Raw genomic sequence first — 21528 nt, forward strand, 5'->3', positions numbered from 1 at the left:
TTCTCCTTCCTTTCGCCTGCCGGCGGTCATACGCCGTGGAGTGCGGCGATGAGTTCGTCTTCGCGTTCCTTGGTGAGCGAGGTGTGCAGAACCGTGGGGTTGAAGGGCCGGAGGGCTTCCCGCACCCGGTCGGGAGTGGACTTCCGTACGAGTGCGAAGACCGCGGCACGTCCGGGCTCCAGGGCGCCGGCCGTCTCCTTGATGAACGCGTCGTTCAGACCGACGTCCCGGAGCTTGCCCGCGACGGCGCCGGTCGCCGCGCCCGCCGCCGCGCCGAAGACCGGCATCAGGAAGAGCATCCCGAACAGCGTTCCCCACAGGGCACCCGTGCCCGCTCCCTTGGCGGTGGTGTTGTGGGACTGCTGGACGTGCACCTTGCCGTCCTGGCTGCGCCAGGCCAGCGCGGCGTCCTCCAGGTCGAGCAGTTCTTCACGGGAGAGCTGGCTGCTGAGACGCATGACGGCTTCGGCCTGTTCCTTGTCGGAGAAGCCGAGCACCACCAGTCCGGTCATGGGAACCTCCTGGGCAACGGGCCGGGCACCGGCCCTGTGCGTTTCGTCGGGGGTGTCGACGGTGAGCCCGCCCGCGGATTCACCCGTCGTCCGTTCGGTCGCCGGTTCGGTCGTCCGTTCCGTTGGTTCCTCTGCCGCCCCTTCGTCGAGGCGCGCGGCGGCGGCGAGCAGTTCAGCGGCTACGGGGGCCATCGCCTCCTCGGTGAGGAAGCCCTCCGCGAGCGGAACGCCGCCCTGCTCGCGGATCGCAGCTTTCAGCTTCCTCGCCCACCGGTGTTCCAGGAGGAGGAAACCCGCTGTGGCACCCGGAGTCAGCGCATCCGCCACCTCTCGGATGTCATCCGCGGCCAGCCCGAAGGCTCGCCCCGGGGCCAGTGAAGGAAACGCCTTCTCCGCCTCCCGCATGCTGCCCGGTCCGAGTCCGAGCAGCGCGCTGATCGTGTCACCCATCCCCTCGGCCTGATAGCCGAGGGCGACGAGGTCGTCGTTGGTGTCCTTCCGTACGACCAGCAGGTCCAGGACGAGTATCTGGCCCGCAGCCGTGAGTTCCGTCAGCTCGTCGAGGATTCGCCCCTCGAACGCCGCATCCGGGCCGAAGGTGATCACCAACAGCTGTATGGGCCCGGTCTCGGTCATCGTATGCCTCCCTCGATAGGGGGTGCACGTCATTGAGCAGCAGATGGCGCCGGGCGGCATCCCCCGTAGCGGGTGAATGACCCAACGCCCCGCATTCGCCGACGCGTTGACATGTCCAGCGCTAGTCGCAATGCTGTCGGAGCCCTCTTCTATCGATGTAAAGCGGCCTGGGAGAGGCGGAATCGATGGGACGGGACCATGAAGCTTTCTCGTTGTCTATCCGGCGCCGCCGCATTCGTGCTGGCCGGCGCCCTCGCCACCGTGATGTCCTTGTCGTCCGCCGAGCCGGCCCGGGCGGACCAGACCGGTCTTCGGGCCGCCGACCCGAGCGTGATCCGGGTCGACAGCACCTACATCTCGGTGCAGTCGACCGGCGGCGGCATCGCCGTGCGCCAAGCTCCGTCGACGGCCGATCTCGCCTCGGCGCCCGCCCGGCAGGTCTGGTCGGACACCCGGAGCCTCGGAGAGGTCTGGGCTCCCGAGATCGTGCGGGACGGCGGCCGCTACTACATCTACTTCTCGGCCGGCCGAGGTGCGGCGCACCGGATGTACGTCATCAGCTCCGCCGCCGCGGACAGTGGCTACAGCGCCGAGACGAAGCTGGCGCTGCCGGACGACAAGTGGGCCATCGACGGGACCCTGTTCACCTTCAACGGACAGCGCTGGTTCGTCTGGTCGGGCTGGGCCGGTGACACCAACGTCGAGCAGAACCTCTACATCGCCCGGATGAGCAGCCCCACCGTACCCACCGGCGCCCGGTACGTCATCTCGCAGCCGCGGGAGAGCTGGGAGCGAGTGGTCGGCAACCCGTTCATCAACGAAGCGCCCGAAGCCATCAAGGACCCGAGCGGGCAGTTGCACATCGTGTACTCCGCCAACGGCAGCTGGAGTGAGCAGTACTGCCTCGCCGACCTGCGTCTGCGGGCCGGCGGCGACCCGACCTACGTGTGGGACTGGTACAAGTCGAACGGCTGCCTCTTCGGCTCCAACCGCGCGACGATGATGTCCGGCTGGGACCCGACCCTGTACGTCAACGGCCCCGGCCACCACAGCTTCGTCCTGCTCAACGGCGACATCAACACCAGCCCGCCCGCGGGCCCGAAGTTCCCCCTGATGTTCCACGCCGTTCCGAAGGGAACGCCGTACTCGTGGGAGAACCGGTACTGGTACACCGGCACGTTCACCTGGTGGGGCAACGCCACTTACAGCCGCGCCAACGTGCCGGGGCCGAACTCGGACACCGGCTGGAGCATCAAGTTCTTCGAGTAGGCGGTCTGTCCTTGGACGCAGCGCCCGCTGCCGGCTTCTTCCCCGGCCGGCCGGCAGCGGGCACACACCGGCACCGGACAGCGGCACCACACGGACCTGGTGCCTCGTCTTGTCAGCGCGGCACGCGCGCCGTATAACGTTGTAAAATTGCACACCAAGGCTTGGCGCACGGCTCACGATGGTGACTGACACGGGACCCGCACCGGCCACCGGAGCCGGGCCGTTCGGGAAGGGATCGACGTGCGGGTCAGCCTCAAGGACGTCGCCGCGCACGCGGGGGTCTCCATCAAGACCGTCTCGAACGTGGTGAACGATTACCCGCACGTGACACCGGCGATGCGAGAGCGCGTCCAGCGGTCCATCGACGCGCTCGGTTACCGGCCCAACCTCGCGGCCAGGCACCTCCGCAAGGGGCGTACGGGCATCATCGCCCTCGCGCTGCCCGAGTTCGGCAACCCCTACTTCGCCGAGCTTGCCGCCGCGGTCATCGACGCGGCGGCCGAGCACGACTACATCGTGCTGCTGGACCACACCGGTGGCCGCCGCGAGCAGGAGATCCTCGTCAGCCAGGCCTTCCGGGCGCGGGTCATCGACGGACTGATCCTCAGCCCCATCGAGCTGGAGGCCGACGACCTGTGCGACCGCGCGGAGGACGCGCCGCTGGTGCTGCTCGGCGAGCGCGAGTACGACCTGCCGTACGACCACATCGCCATCGACAACGTCGCGGCGGCCCGCGCCGCCGTCCGCCACATGGTCGCCCTGGGACGCCGGGAGGTGGCGTTCATCGGCGCCCGGCGCGGCCGCAGTGAGCCCGCCGAACTGCGGGTCCGCGGCTGGCGCGAGGAGCTGACCGCCGCGGGCCTGCCCGACGACGACGGGCTCGTGGCCGTCACCGAAGGCTGGGGGTTCGCGGCCGGCGCCGCGGCCATGACCGGCATTCTGCGGGCCGGGCGACGTCCCGACGCGGTCTTCGCCTACAACGACCCGATGGCCATCGGCGCGATGCGGGTGCTCCACGAGTGGGGGCTGCGCGTGCCCGAGGACGTCGCGGTGGCCGGGTTCGACGACGTGGTCGAGGGGCGCTTCGGCACGGTGACGCTCACGTCCGTGTCGCCGGACAAGGGGGCCATCGGCCGGCTCGCGGTGGAGTCGGTGCTCGCACGGCTCAGCGGCAGGACGCCCGAGCACAGGCGCATCCGGGCGAGCCACCGCCTCGTCGAGCGGGAGAGCACGCTGGGGCGCCGTACGGCGAGCGGCGGCCGACATGCTTGAGTGCCGCGCCAACGGCCTTCGAAGGTCGGCGACTTGCCTGCCGAAGTCCTCCTGTCGTGCACGAAGGGTTTACAGCATCCTTCCAACGATGTAAAAACCCCTTGCGACGGACCTAAAACGTCCAACGCCTGGGGGAGAAGCGCCACTTCCGCTCGTCGTTCGGCTTCCCCAATTCCTCTCGGCTCCACCCGGAACGGGGTCTTCATGCAGCACACCACTCACCGCCCGCACCTCCTCGCCCGTCCTGCGCTCGTGGTCGCCGCCGCCGCGGTGGCCTTGGCCGCCACCGGCTGCGCGAAGTCGGAGGACGACGTGTCGGACGGCAAAAAGTCCTCGTCGGCCGCCGATGCCGGGCAGAAGGTCGTCACGCCGAAGCCCGGCAGCAAGAGCTGCACCATCGACGCCTACGGCGCCGAGAAGCTGGACCTGAAGGGCGCGACCGTCGGCTTCTCCCAGTCGGAGAAGGAGGCCAACCCGTTCCGCATCGCCGAGACGAAGTCCATCAAGGACGAGGCCTCCAGACGCGGCGTCAAGCTGCTGACGGCCAACGCCCAGTCGCAGTTCTCCAAGCAGATCAGCGATGTGCAGGACCTGCTCGCCAAGGGCGTCGACCTGCTGGTCATCGCACCGCTCAACTCCGACGGCTGGGACCCGGTGCTGAAGGCGGCCGCCGCCAAGAAGGTCCCGATCGTCACGATCGACCGCAAGATCAATGCGACTGCCTGCAAGGACTACGTCTCCTTCATCGCCTCCGACTTCGTCGAGCAGGGCCGGCGCGCCGCCGATCAGATGATCGAGGCGACCGGCGGCAAGGGAGAGGTCGCGATCCTGCTCGGCTCCGCGGGGAACAACGTCACCACCGAGCGCACCAAGGGGTTCAAGGAGCAGATCGAGAAGAAGGCCCCGGGCCTGAAGGTCGTCTTCGAGCAGACCGGTGACTTCACCCGCGAGAAGGGCCAGCAGGTCACCGAGCAGCTCATCCAGTCCAAGCCGGGGATCAAGGGCATCTACGCGGAGAACGACGAGATGGGCCTGGGCGCGATGGCCGCGCTCAAGGGAGCGGGCAAGAAGTCCGGGGACATCAAGATCGTCACGGTCGACGGTACCCGCAGCGCGGTCCAGGGGGTGGTGGACGGCTGGATCAGCGGTGTCGTCGAGTCCAACCCGCGGTTCGGCCCGCTGGCGTTCCAGACGCTGGACACCTTCACCAAGGGCGAGAAGGTGCCCCAGGACGTCGTCATCCAGGACAGCGCCTACACCGCGGACAACGCCAAGCAGGACATCGGCAAGGCGTACTGACGCCATGACACGGGCGGTCGCTCATGGCCCTGCTCGGTCCCGCCCCTTCCCCTCCCACTCGCCTCACCACCCTTTCAGGAGGCACAGGTGTCTGCCCCGGCCGAAGTCCTCGCCGTCCGCGGACTGAGCAAGTCCTTCCCCGGCGTCCGGGCCCTGGACGACGTGGACCTCACCCTGCGTCCCGGTGAGGTCCACGCCCTGATCGGCGAGAACGGCGCCGGCAAGTCGACTCTCATCAAGCTCCTCACCGGCGTCCACCGGCCCGACGCGGGGGACATCACCTTCCAGGGCCGCAAGGTCTCCTTCGCCACCCCACTGGAGGCCCAGAAGGCCGGCATCTCGACCATCTACCAAGAGGTCAACCTCATCCCGCTGCTGAGCGTGGCCCGCAACCTCTTCCTGGGCCGCGAGCCACGCACCCGGCTGGGCCTGCTGGACTTCGCCCGGATGCACCGGGTGGCCGGGGAAACGCTGCGCACCTACGGCGTGCGGGTGGACGTCCGGCAGCCGCTGCGTACCCTCGGCGTCGGCGCTCAGCAGATGGTGGCGCTGGCCCGTGCGGTGGCGACCGACGCGCGGATCGTCATCATGGACGAACCGACCTCCTCCCTCGAACCGCGCGAGGTGGAGACCCTCTTCTCGGTGATCCGGCGGCTGCGTGACGACGGCATCGCGGTGGTCTACGTCAGCCACCGCCTCGATGAGCTGTACGCGGTGTGCGACACGGTCACCGTGCTGCGCGACGGCCGTCGCGTCCACCACGGCCCCCTGGCCGGCCTGGACCGGCTGGCGCTGGTGTCGACCATGCTCGGCCGGGAGCTGGGCGAGGTGCGCAAGGAGGGGCTGACGAAGTTCGCCGGCGATCACCAGGTCGCCGACGCCCGGCCCGTGCTGGAAGCGGACGGCCTGACGGTCGCGCACAAGCTGCACGACGTATCCGTACGCATCCGGCCGGGCGAGGTCGTCGGACTGGGCGGGCTGCTCGGCTCCGGACGCACCGAGACGGCGAAGGCCATCTCCGGCGCCCTGCCGGTGCGTTCGGGGAACGTCATGGTGGCCGGCGTCCCGCTGCGGGGCGGTTCCACCCCTGCCGCCATCCGGGCGGGCATCAGCCTGCTGCCCGAGGACCGCAAGAGTGAAGGCATCGTCCCCGGCCTCTCCGTCCGCGAGAACATCGCACTGGCCGCCCTGCCCCGTCTCTCGCGCTTCGGACTGGTCTCCGAGGCCCGCCTGGACAGCGTCGTCGACACGTTCGTCGAACGGCTGCGGATCAAGGCGTCCTCGCCGTACCAGAAGGTCGGCGAACTCTCCGGCGGCAATCAGCAGAAGGTGCTCCTGGCCCGTTGGCTGGCGATGAACCCCAAGGTGCTGCTGCTCGACGAGCCCACCCGGGGCATCGACGTCGGCGCCAAGGCCGAGGTGCAGAAACTTGTGGACGAACTGGCCGCCGACGGCCTGGGCGTCCTGCTCATCTCCTCCGACCTGGAGGAACTGATCGAAGGGTCCGACCGCGTGGTCGTACTGAAGGACGGTGCGGTCGTCGGCGAACTGACCGGCGACGACGTCACCGAGGACAAGCTGATGCGGACCATCGCCGGGGACGCTCCGGCGCCGGACGCGGCCGGGAAGGCGGCCACCGATGGCTGAAGCCACCCTGCGGATCGCCCCGCTGGACAAGGCCCGCGTCCTGCAGTGGCTGCAGACCTACGGCGTGTACGTCGGAGTGGCACTGCTGCTGGTCGTCAACATCGTCATCACACCGCACTTCCTGTCAGCGGAGAACTTCCGTACGCAGGCCGTGCAGGTCGCCCCGGTCATCATCGTCGCGCTGGGCATGGCCCTGGTCATCGGCACCGAGGGCGTCGACCTGTCGGTCGGTGCCGTGATGGCACTGGCGGCCTCGGTGACGGCGCTCTACCTCGGCTACGGCCTGCTGCCGGCCCTGTTGGTGGTGGCACTGTTCGCCGCCGGAGCCGGCCTCGCCAACGGGGCGCTGGTCGCCTTGGTGGGAGTACAGCCCATCGTGGCCACTCTGGCCCTCATGGTCGGCGGCCGGGGCCTCGCCCTGGTGCTGCTGCCGCAGCTGAAGGACCTCCACAACCCCGCCCTGGCCTCCCTGGGCTCCGCCGACATCGTGGGCATTCCCTACCTCATCCTGATCGCCGCCGTCCTGGCGCTGCTGGTGGCCTTCGTGGTGCGCCGCACCACCTTCGGACGCCGTCTCCTCGCCATCGGCGACAGCCGCCCCGCGGCCCAGCTCGCCGGCCTGCCGGTACGTCGCGTGCTGATCGTGGTGTACGTACTCTCCGCGCTGCTCGCGGCCGTGGCCGGCGTCCTCGCCACCGCCCGGCTCCAGGCCAGCGACCCGACCTCCCTCGGCAACCTGATGGAACTCTCCGCCATCACCGCCGTCGTGGTCGGTGGCACCCCGCTGAGCGGCGGCCGGGTCAACATCGGCGGCACCGTGGCGGGAGCCGTCCTCATCCAGTTGCTCACCGCCACCCTCATCAAGCACGATCTGCCCCCCTCGTGGACACAGATCGCCCAGGCCATAGTGATCGTGTGCGCGGTCTACGCGGCACGGGGACGGGGGAAGCGATGACCGCCACGGAGACCGGCACTCCCGTGACCACGGCGAGCAACGAACCGACGGCCGCTTCCGAACCGGTCGGACACGCCCGCTCCGAGCGGCTGAGCGCGCTGGGCCAGCAGCACGGTGCGCTGGCCGTCCTGGTGATCGTCTTCCTGGTGGCGTCGTTCGGTCTCGACTCCTTCGCCACCGGCGACAACATCGCGAACATGGCGACCAGCTCGGCGTTCCTCGCCGTCGTCGCCCTGGGCATGACCTTCGTGATCATCACTGGCGGCATCGACCTGTCCGTCGGCTCCCTGTTCGCCCTCGGCGGTGTGCTGGCCGCCTGGGGCGCACGCAACGGCTCCCTGCTCGCCCTGTTGCTGCCGCTGGTGGTCTGCGGTGCGATCGGCCTCGTCAACGGTCTGCTGGTGGCGCGCTCCCGGCTGGCGCCCTTCATCGTCACCCTGGCCGCCATGCTCGGAGCGCGCGGTCTGCTGCTGGCCCTCACGGACGAGGGTGCCGACACCTACCTCATCGGCAAGGGATCGTTCCTCGCCGAACTGGGCCAGGGCACCACCCTCGGCCTCGGCAACCCCGTATGGATCATGCTGGCCCTGTTCGTAGCGGGCGCCGTCGTGCTGCGCCGTACCGGGTTCGGCCAGCACGTGTACGCGGTGGGCGGCAACGAGGACGCGGCGGCCCTGATGGGTGCCCCGGTGGCCCGCACCAAGATCATTGTCTACGCCCTGTCCGGTGTGCTGGCCGGGCTGGCCGGCGCGCTCAACGCCGCCTGGCTCGCCTCCGGCGTGACCATCCTCGGCAACGGCATGGAGCTGGACGCCATCTCCGCCGTCGTCATCGGCGGCACCCTGCTGACCGGCGGCCTCGGCTACATCAGCGGCTCGCTGGTCGGCGTTCTGCTGCTGAAGGTGATCCAGAACGTCATCAATCAGATCGGCTCGCTGGACTCCTCCTACCAGCAGGTCGTCAGCGGCGCGTTCCTGGCCGTCGTGGTCATCGCCCAGACCTGGCTCGGCCGCAGGCGGCAGCTGATGTGAAGGCCCGTACGCGCACGTCTCCCACCCCCACCCCTCAAGGAGTCACGATGCGTCGCTCACCCGCACGTCGTTCCCCCGCGCCCCGGCTCAGACGGTGGGCCCAACGGGCCACCACCGCACTGGCCGCGCTGACCCTGCTGGGCACGGCCCTGGCGGCCTCCGGCACCGCGGCCGCCGCACCCCGGGCCTGGACCCCCAAGCCCTCGCCCATGACCACCCCGTGGACGAACCAGGTCCCCACCGACAAGCCGCTGCCGGAGTACCCGCGCCCCCAGCTCACCCGCCCCGACTGGGCCAACCTCAACGGCATCTGGGACTTCGCGGTGACCGGCAAGGACGCGGGGCAGCCCACGACCTGGTCCGAGCAGATCCGGGTCCCGTTCGTTGCCGAGTCGGCGCTCTCCGGCATCCAGCGGAAGATCACGCAGAACGACAAGCTCTGGTACAAGCGCACCTTCACCGTGCCGTCGGACTGGAATGGCCGCCGCGTCCAGCTCAACTTCGGTGCCAGCGACTGGCGTACGACCGTCTGGGTCAACGGCCGGCAGGCCGGCGCCACGCACAGCGGCGGCTACGACGCCTTCTCCTACGACATCACCGACCTCCTGAACGGCGGCACCAACACCGTCGTCGTCTCCGTCTGGGACCCCACCCAGACCGGAGGCCAGGCCGTCGGCAAGCAGCGCATCAACGACGTCACCCCGCACCCCGGCGGCGGCATCTTCTACACCGCCGCTTCCGGCATCTGGCAGACGGTCTGGCTGGAGCCCACCTCCGCCGCGCACGTCACCCGCGTCGACATGGTCCCCGACCTCGCCGACAACCGCCTGAAGGTCACCGTCCGCGGCGCCGGAACCAACGGCCACCGGGCCCGCGTCACGGTCTCCACGGGCGGGCGCACGGTGGGCACCGCCACCGGGCCGGTCGGCAGTGAGTTCACCGTGCCGGTTCCCGACCCGCACCTGTGGACGCCGGAGGACCCCTTCCTCTACGACGTCAAGGCCGACCTGCTCTCCGGCACGTCGACCGTCGACTCGGTCGGCGGCTACGCCGGCATGCGCTCGATCGGCGTGGCGAAGGTCGACGGAGTGCTGCGCCCCGTACTCAACGGCAAGTTCGTCTTCCAGACCGGCCCCCTGGACCAGGGCTACTGGCCGGACGGCATCTACACCGCACCCACGGACGCCGCGCTCAAGTACGACCTCCAGAAGCACAAGGACCTGGGATTCAACATGGTCCGCAAGCACATCAAGGTGGAACCGCAACGGTGGTTCTACTGGGCGGACAAGCTGGGCCTGCTGGTCTGGCAGGACATGCCCGCCATGGACCTGCGCACCCCGGACTCGGCCGCCCGCACCCAGTGGGAGGCGGAGTACGACCGAATCATCGACCAGCACCGCAGCTCCCCGTCGCTCGTGCTGTGGGTCAACGAGAACGAGGGCTGGGGCCAGTACGACCAGGCCCGCATCGCCGACCACGTCAAGGCGTACGACCCCTCCCGGCTGGTCGACAACATGAGCGGCGTCAACTGCTGCGGCTCCGTCGACGGCGGCAACGGCGACGTCGTCGACCACCACGTCTACGTCGGCCCCGGCACCACCGTGCCCAGCGCCACCCGCGCCGCCGTCCTCGGCGAGTACGGCGGCCTCGGCTACAAGGTGGCGGGCCACGAGTGGTACCCGGGCGGCGGCTTCAGCTACGAGGACCAGCCCGACCCCGCCCACCTCAACAACCGGTTCATCGGGCTGCTCGACGCCATCCGCGAGGTCCGCATGCCACGCGGACTGTCCGCCGCGGTCTACACCGAGATCACCGACGTGGAGAACGAGGCGAACGGCCTGCTCACCTATGACCGGCAGGTCGTCAAGGTCGACGAGGCCCGGGTCCGGGCCGCCAACCAGGCCCTCATCAACGCCTCCCGCTCACCCTCGGCACCCGTCACCCTGCCCAACGGCCAGTACAAGTCGCTCCGCGTGACGACAGCGGGCCTCACCGACCGGTACGTGCGGCACAAGGACGGCGCCGTCTTCACGGAGGTCGTGGGCAGTGGCAGCGACGGGCTGCTGAAGAACGACGCCACGTGGAAGATCGTCCCCGGCCTCGCCAACAGCACCTGCTACTCCTTCGAATCGCGCAACTACCCCGGCGAATATCTGCGCCACCGCGAGTACCGCGTCTACAAGGAGGCGGGCAGCGGCGATCTGTACCGGGCCGACGCCACGTTCTGCCCCGTCCGGGGCGCCAACGGGGGAGTGCGGCTGTCCGCGTACAACTTCCCCGACCAGTACCTGCGCCACTACGACAGCGAACTGCGGCTGGCCACCCCGGGCGGCACCCACGCCTGGGACACCCCCACCCTGTTCACCGAGGACACCACCTGGACGGTGGAGGCCCCGTGGGCACCGTGACGGGCGCGTAGCGACCGTCCGGCGACAGCGGCCGGCCCGGTGCGTGGCGGCACACCGGGCCGGTCATTCGTGGGGCTGCGCCCGCGAAGGCGCTCCGGCAGCCCTGAGGCAGCCGGAGCGCATGAGGGGCTGCTGCCCGAGCGTGATCCGTCGCGCGGTCACTCGCCGGAGACGGGAGCGCCTTCCTCGGCGGGCAGCGTGTCCATGAAGGAGCTGACCGAGAACACCGCCCGGCCGGCGCCCGCCGGACCGTAGCCGGGAGGCGAGGACAGGCCGTGCCGCTGCATCGCCGAGCGGTACGCGTCCAGCAGCCGGATGTGGTACTCCAGCGGCGCGCCCTGCGGGTTGCTCCGGCCCAGCGGCGTCGTCGGCTCCGGGCACCAGGTGGTGAACCGCGGGGTGATGCCGTTGGACATGAAGAAGTCCAGGCCCTCGGTGGTGGAGGCGACGGCCTCGTCCACGGTGTTGAAGCCGTACGGCGCCGCCATCTCGACGCCGGCGACGAAGTTCGGGATGACGTTGCGCGGTCCGAACACGTCCGCCGAGTCCAGGATGCGGCGGTGCCACTCCTCGCGGCCGACGTACCGCTCCTTGCCGGGGCAGTACAGCTCGAAGAGGCGCTTGTCCCAGACCTCGAAGTTCGGGTGGTAGATGCGGATGCCGTAGTCGTGGAAGCGCTTGACGTCGTCCTTGGGCAGCGCCTGCGCGACGACCTTGCCGGTCCAGCGGCCGGGGAACCGCTCCTCGATGGCCTTGGCGTACATCCCGTAGAAGTCCGCCTCGTCCATGCCCTGCACCTTCGAGGTGATCGAGCCACCGGTGAGGGTGTAGGCGCTGGAGGCGCCGAGGGTGTCGTGGTCGGAGATGATCTGGAGCGCCTCCAGCACCTCCTCGACGGGCTTGACTCCCGTGTACGGGCGGCCTGCGGCCTTGTGCTGGCGCCAGTTGTGGTTGATGTCGCAGTACTGGCACTCCTCCTTGGCGCCGAAGTACTGGCACACCCGGAAGACCGTCAGATAGATCAGGTAGCCCCACTGGATGGTGGGTGCCACCTCCATCACCGACTTGCCGTTGGCCAGCGTGTGCCGGTAGTAGTCCGGCATCGGCGGCAGGCCGACGTCCGAGATCCGCTTCCCGTCGAGGTAGAGCCCGAGGGCGCCGTCCTCGCCGGCCCGCACCCGGTAGGGCGAGTCCGGGTTCACGCGCACCGAGACGACGGTACGGCGCAGGTCGTACGGGCCGCCGGTGAGCACGACCTCCTCCGGAGGCCGCCGCAGCGCGGCCTCACCCAGCTCGGGGAGCGTGCGGTGGTCGAAGGAGAAGATGAAGTAGGACTTCGGCTTGACCTCGCCGGTCGCTTCGTCGGTCGTGTCGCTGAGCGCCGAGTCGTCGAAGGCCATTCCGCCCCGGAGCAGGTCCTCCTTGATCACCGCTTCGCGCGGGATGTGCGGGAAGCGCTGCATCAGGTCCTCGACCAGGGCGGTCCGGTTCGGGTGTCCCTGCAGGTCCTGCTGGGGGGACGGGGCCCGGCGGGACGGCACGGGGGACGGCATCGGCAACGGCGTCGGGGATGACGGCATGGTGTGAACGAACTCCTCACTTCGCGGCCCGGGGGCGCCCCCGACGGTACTCCTGCGCCCGAATCGCCCGCACACCTGCCTCCCCGTTCGGTGATCCTTTCCGGCCCGGGATCGCCGTTCCGGGCGCGCCGATGCCCCTTGATGACCGCGTACGGTGCGCGCGTCTTCACCCTCAGCGATCACGGCGGGCCGTGGTCGCGGCGCGGCCCGGTGTGTGACCGAAGGTACGGCGGAAGATGTCGATGAACGCGCTGGCCGAGGACCAGCCGCACTGGTGCGCCACGACCGTCACCGGCGTGTCCTGGGCGAGCAGCGCCAGGGCGTGGCCGAGCCGCAGCTGGGTGCGCCACTGCGGGAACGTCATGCCCAGGTCGGCCTTGAACAGGCGGGACAGCGTCCGCTCGCTGGCGCCGACCTGCCTGCCCAGGGCCGCCAGAGTGCGGTTGTCGGCCGGGTCGGCGTGCAGGATCGCGCAGAGCGCCTTGAGCTGTGGCGCGGTGGGTGTCGGCACGTGGAGGGGCTGCTGGGGGGAGACCCGCAGCTGGTCGCAGAGGACGGCACGCAGGCGGCGCTGTTCCGGGCTGTCGTCCGCGGGATCGCGGGTGCAGGCGAGGATCAGCTCGCGCAGCAGTGGGCCGACGGTCAGCACGGTGGGCTCGTCCAGGCCGAGCGGGTTGGTGTCGGCGGGCAGGCCGATCAGGTGCAGTTCGAGCTCGCCCTGTGCCTGGTGGGAGTGCACGGTGCCGGCCGGTACCCAGATCGCCCGGGTGGCCGGGGCCGTCCATGAGCCCGCGCCGGTGGTGACGGCGAGTACGCCCCGGCCCGCGTAGACGATCTGGTGGTCGTCGTGGCGATGGGCGTCGATGCCTGCGCCGGGGGCCAGCCAGCGGGCGTTGGTGGGTGCCACCGACTCATGGCGGATTTCCCTCATTGATTGGCAGAATATCGGAAGTACGGCATGGCGGCCACGGCCGACCATGGCGCTATGCCAAGGAACAAGTCGATCGTGCTGCTGTCGGTGGGACATGCCTGTGTGGACGTCTACCAGGGCGCCGTGGCCGCCCTGGTCCCGTTCTTCGTCGCCGAGCGCGCCTACACGTACGCCGCGGCCTCGGGCATCGTGCTCGCCGCCAGCCTCCTGTCCTCGGTGGCGCAGCCCTTCTTCGGAGCGCTCACCGACCGGCACCCCATCCCCTGGCTGCTGCCGGTGAGCACGCTGCTCGGCGGACTCGGTGTGGCGCTGAGCGGGATCACCGGCTCGTACGCGCTCACGCTGGTGTTCGTGGCGCTGTCCGGCATCGGAGTCGCCGCCTACCATCCGGAATCCGCACGCCTCGCGCGGGTCGCCAGCAAGGGCCGCCACAGCTCCATGGGGTGGTTCTCCCTGGGCGGCAACGTCGGCTTCTCCGCTGCTCCGCTCCTGGTCACCGCTGTGATCGCCACCGGCGGACTGCGGCTGTCCCCGCTGCTGATCCTGCCCGCGCTGGTCGGCAGCGTGCTGACGCTGCCGGTGCTGCGGGCGCTGGCGAAGGTGCCGCAGGCCGCCGGCGGCAAGGGGGCCGCGGAGGGCCGGGACGACTGGAACTCGTTCGTGCGGCTGTCACTGGCCGTGGTGTGCCGGTCGATCGCGTTCGTCGGGCTGAGCACCTTCATCGCGTTCCACGTCCGGGAGCAGACGGGCGGCGGTACGGTCGCCGGGTCGGCCGCCCTGTTCGTGCTCTACCTCGGAGGTGCCGTCGGCACGGTCGTCGGCAGCAACCTGGCGCACCGCTGGGACCGGGTCACGGTGGTGAGCACGGCGTACCTGGTCACGGCCGCCGCCGTCGCCGGCGTGGTGTTCGTGCCGGGCCCGGCGATCTACCTGTTCGTGGCGCTGACCTCGATCGGCCTGTACGTGCCGTTCTCGCTGCAGGTCACCCTCGCCCAGGACTATCTGCCCACCCGCGTCGGAACGGCCAGCGGCATCACCCTCGGCCTCATGGTCAGCGTCGGCGGTCTGACCAGCCCGATCATCGGCAGCATCGCCGACGCCACGTCGCTGCGTACGGCCCTGATGCCCCTTATCGTGATGCCGGCGCTGAGCTGGCTGCTGTTCCGCACCTTGCCCGAACCCGCCGTGCCCAAGCCCCTGTTGGGAGACAGTGGTGAGGAAGCCGCGCCGGAGGCCGGCACCCAGGAGACCGGGACCCAGCGAGCCGCCACGTGACGCCCTCCTCGACCGCACCGGCCGAGGCTGCCCGGCCACCGGCCCAGGAGTCCTGCCCGCTGGCCGCCTGGGGGTGCCGTACCGGGCTGGAGCAGCCCGACTGGCAGCTGATGTCCAGTCACGCCACGTCGGCCGGCAGCGTCGAGTACTGCCGGTGCACCTGTGCGGCGGTGGTGCTGCTCCACGAGGGCGAGGTGGCGGCCTTCGCGGCCGCCGATCCCGCCTAGAGTCGCGGGGCCGGCCGGTTCAGGTCGGTGCGATCAGGGACTTGCGGAACTGCTCGATCACCTCGTCGAGGAGGCGTGTGCCGTCCGGAGCCAGCTGCGGCTCGCCCTCGTGGAAGGTGAGGTGCTCGTTGAGGAGGAAGAAGCTCTGCACCACGTGCCGTGCGCCCAGCGAGACGGCCACGGGCCGCAGGGCGTAGTCGAGGACGAGGAGATGGGCGATGCTGCCGCCGGTGGCCAGTGGCAGCACGGCCTTCTGCCGGAACCCGTACTGGGGCAGCAGGTCCAGGAAGGTCTTGAGCAGGCCCGAGAAGCTCGCTTTGTACGTCGGTGTGGCGAGGACGATGCCATCGGCCCGGGCGACCTGTTCGAGGGCCTCGGCGATCGCGGGATCCGTGGTGTCGGCGTTCATCAGCGGTGCGGCCGGCAGGGTGCGGACCTTCAGGTGCCCGACGTGCCACTCGGACTCGGCGAGGCGCCGCGCCACGTGGTCGCCGATGGCTTCGGTCTTGGAGGTCGCTGACGGGCTGCCGGATATGACCAATACGTGGGACACAGCCACCCCTGGTGTCGTGTGGTCCGGTCGGGAAACCTGGCGGGTGCGGAACCGGCGGGCGGGCGCGGTACGTGACCGCGCCCGCCCGCCACGCGTCAGGCCGGCCAGCCGAAGGCGCTGATGGTGTCCCGCTCGCGCTGCGGCTCCGGGTCGCTGAAGACGAAGCAGCGCGTGTTGGTGACGCTGCCGCCCTCGGCCTGGGCGGTCGAGAAGATCAGTACGGGCTGCGGGGCGCCTTCCCTGGTGAGGAAGTTGGCCCGGAAGTTGATGATCGGCGAGTCCTCGTCCCAGCGGCCGAGGAAGTCGTCGAGCAGCCCCTGGTCCTCGTAGATGGTGCGGATGTGCTGACCGACGTACTCGTTCGGCGAGGGGGTGTATCCGACGAGGGCGACGTCCGCCGGGTTGGCGTGCATGACCTGGCCGTTGACGCCGATCAGGTGGATCGCCACCGGGGCGACCTCGTAGAACTCGCGCAGCACGTCCTCCTGGTCCTTGGCGGGGGCCAGGGTGGGCAGCGGGCGCGCGTTGACGGCGCGGATCCAGGTGGCGGCGTCGGAGGTGACGTCCTCGACGGTGTTGTTGGAGACCGGGAGCCGCTCGCCCAGCTCCGGCCGGCTCACCCAGTGGATGTGGGTGTCGGCGCCGCTGCCGGTCAGCACGGCGTTCAGGCGGGCGGTCTGCTCGTGCCCGCCGTCGATGCCACGGTAGGTGACCTGGACGTTCTCCACGCGCTGGTCCTTCTCCAGGCGCTGGATCAGCTCCTGGAGGCCGTCCGCCGAGCCGTCGAGCAGGATGCGGCCGCCGAGGTGGTCGGCCTCCCCGCCCATCAGCACGGACTGGGCCCGGTTGTGCAGGACGACGGCGCCGGAGCGGTCGGTGACCGTGATGCCCACCGAGCTGTTCGCGATGACATCGATCAGCTGGTCGACCGAGGGCCGCTGGTCGTTCGGCATTGCTGACTCCATTCGTTCGGGGTGCTGAGGTGAGGTACTGGTTACGGTGTGTTGAGGTACGAGGGATTGCTTCCGGCGTGCCGGTGTGAGGGGACAGGGTTCGGTGGGCCGGTCAGTCACTCCGGTGCGTGCTGCCTTCCGGGTGCCGGCTGTGGTGGACGGTCCGCGCGATGGCCTCCGCGATCGCCCGCGGGTCGGACAGGTAGTAGTCGTGGCCGCCGCGGAAGGTGGACAGCCCCAGGTACGGGCCGCTCGTGAAGCGTTGCCACCGCTCCATCTCGGCCGGGCGGGCGAAGGGGTCCGAGGTGCCGCACAGCAGGGCCAGAGGTGCCCGCACCGCCTGGTGAGCGGTCCGGTACTCACCCCGCATCCGCAGGTCCCGGTCCATCCACTGCTCCCCGGCGCCCTCCTGCCGGTCCGGTGCCCGGAGGGCGGCGAACGCGGTGGTCAGCAGCGAGCGGGGCGTGCTGCCCGGCTCGCGGGCGCCCGACGCGGACAGGCTGGCGGCCTCGCAGACGGGCCGGGCCTCGAAACGCAGCGTCAGTTCGTAGGCGTACAGCGCGCCCAGGCTGTGTCCGAAGAAGTGCAGCCGGCGCCCCGGCAGGGCCTCGGCCAGTTCCGTGGCCCAGCGGTCGGCCGCGCCGTGCACGGAGCCGGGCGGCTCCTCGGCGGCCAGCCGGCCACGTCCCGGCGTCTCGCAGTGCACGGAGGGCAGGGTGTCCGCGAGAAGATCACCGATCGGGAAGTACGGCGAGGTGACGCTGCCCGCCGGCGGCAGGAAGACGACGAGGTCGTCGGCCCTGTCCGCATCGCCCTGGAAGACTATGGATCGTTGGGTACTAGCGCCCATCGTCGCTCCCCGCACGGAGGTCGGCGGTCAGTGTCATTGGAGGAAGTTCTGCTCGATCTCCTTGAGGGTGCGAAAGGAATCGAGACTGACGGCGTCCGCGTCCAGTGCCGTTCCGCGCAGGTCCTCGATGTACAGGACGAGCTCGACGAACTGCAGGGAGTCGACGAGGCGCGAGTCGATGATGTCGGTCTCGGGCGCCAGGTCCGTCAGGTCCGGATTCCGTTCGAGAATCCAGTCGCGTACGTCCGTCCAGGTCGCTGTCATCAGCCCTCCATGTGCCGTGCGGCGTTCGGTCCGGTGGGGTCACTGCCCGGCGGGGGTGGTCAGGCCGATGAGCGCGTTGAACGCCCCTACGCGGTCCGCCACTTCGTTTGCCAGGGCGAGATCCGAGGGGCCGTAGACCCCACGGCGGTGCTTCGCCTCCCGGACGAAGACGACGTGGCCGCCGGACAGCCCGCGGTAGTCCAGCGAGACCACCACCGCCGAGTCACCGCCCCCCTCCCGCAGCAGCTCCAGGTGGCGCGGGTCGGTCTTGCCGGCGAGCTTCTCGTGCTCGCTGATGACGAGCTGCCGCTGCCCCGCCTCCACGGCGAGATCGCGCAGCGTCTTGAGGACGGCGGTCAGCTCGTCCGGGCCCTGGACGACGGCCTGCCCGTGGGTGGGCCCGGCGTCCAGCGAGACCGCGGTGGCGAAGAAGGGCGCGCAGGCGCGGGCGACGGCCGGGAGGACGCCGGTTGCGTCCTCGGTGTCGCGGACGGTGGTGCTGACGTGCGCGACGAATCCCAGGGACTCCTCGGCTGCCTTGCGCCCCGCGATGTACTTCAGGGCGGTGTTCCAGTTCTGGGTCGGGGCTCCGGCGGTGTTCTCGGGCATGGCGAATCCTCGGAGGGTGGGGTGCGGGTGGGATGTGGGTGAGGTGACCGCGAAGGGACCGGTCGCTCAGTGGAACCTGACGTCCGGGTCCAGCAGGCACAGCCGCCCGTCGGCGAGGTGCAGCCGGTCGTTGCTGAAGTTGAGGACGGCCGAGCGCAGGTCGCGCAGGGCCTTTTCCAGGCGGGTCGGCGAGTCCTGGAGGTAGCCGTGCTTGAGGCCGACCGCGTCGATGAGTTCCTCCACGGCGGCGTGGCACTCCTCGGCCGCCGTGATCTTCAGGTTGTTCAGCAGCAGCTGGTGGCTGGTGACCGACCAGTCCGTACCGGACTCGGCCAGCTCCTGGGTCCGGCGCAGCAGCGCGTGCACGGTCTCCAGCCGCTGCCGGGCCCGGGAGAGCCGGGTGAGCAGCAACTCGGAGGTGAGGTCGAAGCGCTTGCGGCCGGCCGGGTCGCGCAGCAGGCGCAGCACCCGGGACAGCGCCCCGGAGGCGGTGCCCAGCCAGGCGGCCGACCAGCCGAGGTGGGCGAGCGGGCCGAAGACGGACTGCACGATGCGGTGGAAGGCACCGTGCTCGCCGATCACCTGATGGCCGGGGATCCGGCCGCTGAGCTTGAGCGGCAGGCTGTGGGTGGCCCGCATGCCCAAGGGGCTCCATCCTCCGACCACCTGCACGTCCAGCTGGTGGCGGTGGGCGTAGACGAGGGAGACATGGTGATCGGCCGTGGCGTACGGGCTGCGCATGGTGATCAGGAACCCGTCGGCGGACGTGCCGCCGGTGGAGATGGGGACCGCCCGGTCGACCTCCAGCGTGCCGTCCGTCTCGTGCAGCGGCTCCTCGGACTTGAAGAGGTCCGCGCCCTTGCCGCTCTCGGTGGTCACGGAGGCCAGGTACAGCTTGCCGGCGGCGAGGAGCGGGATCAGCTCCTCGCGCAGCGGCGACGCGGCGTGCCGGACCACCGCTTCGGCCTGCTGACAGTGCATCACGAAAATCATGGCCAGCGACATGTCGGTACGCCCGAGCACCAGGCCGGCCTCGATGAGGTCGCCGAGGGTGCCGCCGAGGCCGCCCTCCTCCTTGGGCACCAGCAGGCCCAGCAGGCGGGTGTCGCGCAGCTGCGCCAGCGCCTCATCGGGGAACGTCGCGTCCCGGTCGGTCCGGTCCAGGTGCTGCTCGGCGACCTGGGTCACCGCCGCGAGGCGTTCCGCGAGGTCGGGGACGCCGGTCCGGCCCGCACCCTCGAATGTCGTCGCTGTTGCCGTGGCCGTTGATGTTGCCGTGGTCATCGTGCCTCTTTCCGGGGTCCGGCGGGGGTCGCCGTGAGCGACCGGTAGTCGATCTTTCCGTTGCGGCTCAGGGGGAGCGCGTCCCATTTCCGCCAGTGCCGCGGCACCATCACCGGGGGCAGGGCCGCGCTGAGCGCCTGCTTCAGTTCCTGCTGCGGCACCTCCTTGCGCAGGGTGTAGTGGGCGACGAGTTCGCTGACGGGCCCCTCGTCGGAGACGGTGACGGCGCAGCTCTCGACGGCGGGGTGCCGGCTGAGGGTGGCTTCGATCTCACCCAGTTCCATCCGTACGCCGCCGACCTTCACCTGCCGGTCGTCGCGGCCCAGGTAGTGCACGAGCCCGTCCTCGACGCGGGCGAGGTCGCCGGTGCGGTAGATCCGTCCGGTCGCCGAGTCCGGGTCGAAGGGGTCGCGGAAGAAGGCGCGTTCGGTGGTGGCGGGGTCGTTGAGGTAGCCGAGCCCGACGCAGGTGCCGCCGACGAACAGCTCGCCGCTTTCCCCCGGTTCGGCCGGCCGCCAGGTGCCGTCGCCGTCCTGGAGCAGGACGTGGAGGGTGCAGTTGGCCACGGGCGTGCCGACCGGGAGCCGGGGCCGGGCCAGGTCCGCGCGGGTCACCACGTGCAGGGTGACGTCGTCGGAGCACTCCGCCGGCCCGTAGGCGTTGACCAGGGACACGTGCGGGAGCGTGTCGAGCACCTGCTCCGCGAGGGCGGGGTAGACCTCTTCGCCGGTGGACAGCAGCCACCGCAGGCCCGGCAGCGCCGGTCCGTCCTTGCGCCGTATCTCGTCGATCAGCCGGCCGATGACGGTGGGTACCAGCTCCACGACGGTCACGCCCGTGGTGTCGAGGGCACCGAGCAGCCAGCGCGGCATACGCATCGCCGCGTCGTCGAGCACGACGACCCTGCCGCCGACCAGGAAGGGGCAGAGCATCTGCCAGATGGAGATGTCGAACACCAGCGGTGCGGAGAAGGCGATGGCGTCCTCGGGCCCCAGGGCCAGGTCGGCCACCTTGGACCACAGGTGGTTGAGCAGGCCCCGGTGTTCGATGGTGGCGCCCTTCGGGCGACCGGTGGTGCCGGAGGTGAAGATCGTGTAGCGGGCCTCGCCGCTACGGTCGCCGTACGGACCCTCGCCCAGGCCGCCGGGCCTGCCCTCGGTCGGCAGGCTGAGGGTGCCGATCCCTTCGGCGACGGCGGCCGAGTGGGCGGCGGAGGCGGTTCCGTCGGAGTAGTCCAGCAGCAGGGCCGGCCGGCTGCGGTCGAGCACGTCCCGGACGCGGCCCTCCGGCCAGCCCAGGTCGATCGGCAGATACGACGCCCCGAGGCTCTCCAGCGCGAGGAAGGCCACCGGCGTGTGCGCACTGCGCGGCCCGACGCAGGCGACGACATCGCCGGCGCGCACCCCCCGGATACGCATCGCGTCCCGCGCCGCGGCGACCCGGGCGACCAACTCGGTGTAGGTCAGCGTGCGTTCGCGGTCCTGGACCGCGCAGGCGTCCGGTCGGGTCCGGGCGTGCCGGGCGACGTGGTCGAGGAGGGCGGTCGCCGAGTCGAGGTCCGCGGGGTTGCGCAGTACCAGTTCCCGTGCCCGGGTGACCGCACCCGGCGCCAGGGGCAGTTCGGGGCGGACCTGTGGATCGGGGTCTGCGGTTGCGGTGAGAGGCGGGGCCGAGGCCTGGCTGTCCAAGGTCTCTCCTGGATCCATCGGGGGTGGCGAGTGGTGATCGGTCAGCTGGGTGCCGCGAGGACGAGGTGCGCTGTGTGGGGCAGTCGGCGGTGCGGGGGGGCCATCGCGGAGTGCCGCCGCAACCGAACTTCGTCGCGGGGGCCGATCGCGTTGTCAGCCTTGCAAGCCCCTGTCGAGGTCTTGTCGAAAGCGAGCCCCACAAGCGCTCAACGAACGCGCATGAACACGGCAAAGAAGCAGGCCAGAGGGGCAGCGGGGGCCCCGGGAGCGCCCGGAAGCGGTGAG

The 21528-nt window shown here is 70.4% G+C and carries 19 protein-coding genes; 9 read left to right on the top strand and 10 right to left on the bottom strand.

Translation table 11 applies throughout. The features are described from left to right. Positions 1 to 26 precede the first annotated feature (26 nt). Positions 27 to 1148 carry a DUF1269 domain-containing protein gene (locus tag ACZ6WH_RS17980; RefSeq protein ID WP_469729395.1) on the bottom strand — a complete coding sequence of 374 codons (1122 nt, stop codon included), beginning with the start codon at positions 1146 to 1148 and terminating at the stop codon, positions 27 to 29. A 198-nt stretch (positions 1149 to 1346) separates the two neighbouring features. Here ACZ6WH_RS17980 and ACZ6WH_RS17985 point away from each other — a divergent pair, with 198 nt between their 5' ends. The 7 genes from ACZ6WH_RS17985 (at position 1347) to ACZ6WH_RS18015 (ending at position 11029) form a co-directional block, all read left to right on the top strand. Next, positions 1347 to 2417 (top strand): glycoside hydrolase family 43 protein, encoded by a 1071-nt coding sequence (locus tag ACZ6WH_RS17985; RefSeq protein ID WP_469729396.1) that lies wholly within the window; start codon positions 1347 to 1349, stop codon positions 2415 to 2417. Positions 2418 to 2657: 240 nt separating this feature from the next. After that, positions 2658 to 3689, top strand: a complete 1032-nt coding sequence (locus ACZ6WH_RS17990; protein ID WP_469729397.1) for a LacI family DNA-binding transcriptional regulator — start codon at positions 2658 to 2660, stop codon at positions 3687 to 3689. A 204-nt stretch (positions 3690 to 3893) separates the two neighbouring features. After that, complete coding sequence (locus ACZ6WH_RS17995; RefSeq protein WP_432863199.1) at positions 3894 to 4988, top strand: ABC transporter substrate-binding protein; 1095 nt, start codon at positions 3894 to 3896, stop codon at positions 4986 to 4988. 87 nt (positions 4989 to 5075) lie between these two features. Next, positions 5076 to 6635: a sugar ABC transporter ATP-binding protein gene (locus tag ACZ6WH_RS18000; RefSeq protein WP_469729398.1), complete on the top strand. Its 1560-nt coding sequence runs from the start codon at positions 5076 to 5078 to the stop codon at positions 6633 to 6635. Further along, positions 6628 to 7590, top strand: coding sequence for an ABC transporter permease (locus ACZ6WH_RS18005; RefSeq protein ID WP_469729399.1), 963 nt, complete (start codon positions 6628 to 6630; stop codon positions 7588 to 7590). Before ACZ6WH_RS18000 ends, ACZ6WH_RS18005 begins: the two co-directional genes overlap by 8 nt. Further along, positions 7587 to 8621, top strand: coding sequence for an ABC transporter permease (locus tag ACZ6WH_RS18010; RefSeq protein WP_469729400.1), 1035 nt, complete (start codon positions 7587 to 7589; stop codon positions 8619 to 8621). The genes ACZ6WH_RS18005 and ACZ6WH_RS18010 overlap by 4 nt, the downstream gene beginning before the upstream one ends. 47 nt (positions 8622 to 8668) lie before the next feature. After that, positions 8669 to 11029 (top strand): AbfB domain-containing protein, encoded by a 2361-nt coding sequence (locus ACZ6WH_RS18015; protein WP_469729401.1) that lies wholly within the window; start codon positions 8669 to 8671, stop codon positions 11027 to 11029. A 158-nt stretch (positions 11030 to 11187) separates the two neighbouring features. Here the strand turns inward: ACZ6WH_RS18015 and ACZ6WH_RS18020 are convergent, their stop codons facing one another. Both ACZ6WH_RS18020 and ACZ6WH_RS18025 read right to left on the bottom strand, forming a co-directional pair. Then, complete coding sequence (locus ACZ6WH_RS18020) at positions 11188 to 12582, bottom strand: radical SAM protein (RefSeq protein ID WP_469729633.1); 1395 nt, start codon at positions 12580 to 12582, stop codon at positions 11188 to 11190. Between the two features lie 199 nt (positions 12583 to 12781). Continuing rightward, positions 12782 to 13540, bottom strand: a complete 759-nt coding sequence (locus ACZ6WH_RS18025; RefSeq protein ID WP_469729402.1) for an AraC family transcriptional regulator — start codon at positions 13538 to 13540, stop codon at positions 12782 to 12784. 54 nt (positions 13541 to 13594) lie between these two features. Between ACZ6WH_RS18025 and ACZ6WH_RS18030 the strand changes: the two genes are divergently transcribed. Continuing rightward, the gene (locus ACZ6WH_RS18030) at positions 13595 to 14815 is read left to right on the top strand and encodes an MFS transporter (RefSeq protein ID WP_469729403.1); all 1221 of its coding nucleotides are present in this window, start codon (positions 13595 to 13597) and stop codon (positions 14813 to 14815) included. Next, the gene (locus ACZ6WH_RS18035) at positions 14812 to 15042 is read left to right on the top strand and encodes a hypothetical protein (RefSeq protein ID WP_469729404.1); all 231 of its coding nucleotides are present in this window, start codon (positions 14812 to 14814) and stop codon (positions 15040 to 15042) included. Before ACZ6WH_RS18030 ends, ACZ6WH_RS18035 begins: the two co-directional genes overlap by 4 nt. Before the next feature lie 19 nt (positions 15043 to 15061). On the opposite strand, the gene ssuE is transcribed toward ACZ6WH_RS18035, so the two are convergent. From ssuE to ACZ6WH_RS18070, 7 genes are all read right to left on the bottom strand, one after another. Next, positions 15062 to 15595, bottom strand: a complete 534-nt coding sequence (gene ssuE / locus ACZ6WH_RS18040; RefSeq protein WP_469729405.1) for an NADPH-dependent FMN reductase — start codon at positions 15593 to 15595, stop codon at positions 15062 to 15064. A 95-nt stretch (positions 15596 to 15690) separates the two neighbouring features. After that, the gene (locus ACZ6WH_RS18045; RefSeq protein ID WP_469729406.1) at positions 15691 to 16548 is read right to left on the bottom strand and encodes a PAS domain-containing protein; all 858 of its coding nucleotides are present in this window, start codon (positions 16546 to 16548) and stop codon (positions 15691 to 15693) included. Positions 16549 to 16660: 112 nt separating this feature from the next. After that, entirely contained in the window at positions 16661 to 17398 is a 738-nt protein-coding gene (locus tag ACZ6WH_RS18050; protein ID WP_469729407.1) for a thioesterase II family protein, read from the bottom strand. 33 nt (positions 17399 to 17431) lie between these two features. After that, positions 17432 to 17662, bottom strand: a complete 231-nt coding sequence (locus ACZ6WH_RS18055; protein ID WP_361554287.1) for a phosphopantetheine-binding protein — start codon at positions 17660 to 17662, stop codon at positions 17432 to 17434. A 39-nt stretch (positions 17663 to 17701) separates the two neighbouring features. Further along, positions 17702 to 18271, bottom strand: coding sequence for a hypothetical protein (locus tag ACZ6WH_RS18060; RefSeq protein WP_469729408.1), 570 nt, complete (start codon positions 18269 to 18271; stop codon positions 17702 to 17704). A 66-nt stretch (positions 18272 to 18337) separates the two neighbouring features. After that, entirely contained in the window at positions 18338 to 19555 is a 1218-nt protein-coding gene (locus tag ACZ6WH_RS18065; RefSeq protein WP_469729409.1) for an acyl-CoA dehydrogenase family protein, read from the bottom strand. Beyond that, positions 19552 to 21243, bottom strand: coding sequence for an amino acid adenylation domain-containing protein (locus ACZ6WH_RS18070; RefSeq protein ID WP_469729410.1), 1692 nt, complete (start codon positions 21241 to 21243; stop codon positions 19552 to 19554). The genes ACZ6WH_RS18065 and ACZ6WH_RS18070 overlap by 4 nt, the downstream gene beginning before the upstream one ends. Between the last annotated feature and the right edge of the window lie 285 nt (positions 21244 to 21528).

The organism is Streptomyces sp. NPDC050806 (assembly GCF_055586425.1).

Bases quoted from the DNA above. Each gene is read 5' to 3' on its own strand.
- ACZ6WH_RS18050 (WP_469729407.1), bottom strand. From the start codon at position 17,398: ATGGGCGCTAGTACCCAACGATCCATAGTCTTCCAGGGCGATGCGGAC.
- ACZ6WH_RS18055 (WP_361554287.1), bottom strand. From the start codon at position 17,662: ATGACAGCGACCTGGACGGACGTACGCGACTGGATTCTCGAACGGAAT.
- ACZ6WH_RS18030 (WP_469729403.1), top strand. From the start codon at position 13,595: ATGCCAAGGAACAAGTCGATCGTGCTGCTGTCGGTGGGACATGCCTGT.
- ACZ6WH_RS18045 (WP_469729406.1), bottom strand. From the start codon at position 16,548: ATGCCGAACGACCAGCGGCCCTCGGTCGACCAGCTGATCGATGTCATC.
- ACZ6WH_RS18020 (WP_469729633.1), bottom strand. From the start codon at position 12,582: ATGCCGTCCCCCGTGCCGTCCCGCCGGGCCCCGTCCCCCCAGCAGGAC.
- ACZ6WH_RS18060 (WP_469729408.1), bottom strand. From the start codon at position 18,271: ATGCCCGAGAACACCGCCGGAGCCCCGACCCAGAACTGGAACACCGCC.
- ACZ6WH_RS18010 (WP_469729400.1), top strand. From the start codon at position 7,587: ATGACCGCCACGGAGACCGGCACTCCCGTGACCACGGCGAGCAACGAA.
- ACZ6WH_RS17985 (WP_469729396.1), top strand. From the start codon at position 1,347: ATGAAGCTTTCTCGTTGTCTATCCGGCGCCGCCGCATTCGTGCTGGCC.
- ACZ6WH_RS17995 (WP_432863199.1), top strand. From the start codon at position 3,894: ATGCAGCACACCACTCACCGCCCGCACCTCCTCGCCCGTCCTGCGCTC.
- ACZ6WH_RS18025 (WP_469729402.1), bottom strand. From the start codon at position 13,540: ATGAGGGAAATCCGCCATGAGTCGGTGGCACCCACCAACGCCCGCTGG.
- ACZ6WH_RS18015 (WP_469729401.1), top strand. From the start codon at position 8,669: ATGCGTCGCTCACCCGCACGTCGTTCCCCCGCGCCCCGGCTCAGACGG.
- ACZ6WH_RS18065 (WP_469729409.1), bottom strand. From the start codon at position 19,555: ATGACCACGGCAACATCAACGGCCACGGCAACAGCGACGACATTCGAG.
- ACZ6WH_RS18005 (WP_469729399.1), top strand. From the start codon at position 6,628: ATGGCTGAAGCCACCCTGCGGATCGCCCCGCTGGACAAGGCCCGCGTC.
- ACZ6WH_RS17980 (WP_469729395.1), bottom strand. From the start codon at position 1,148: ATGACCGAGACCGGGCCCATACAGCTGTTGGTGATCACCTTCGGCCCG.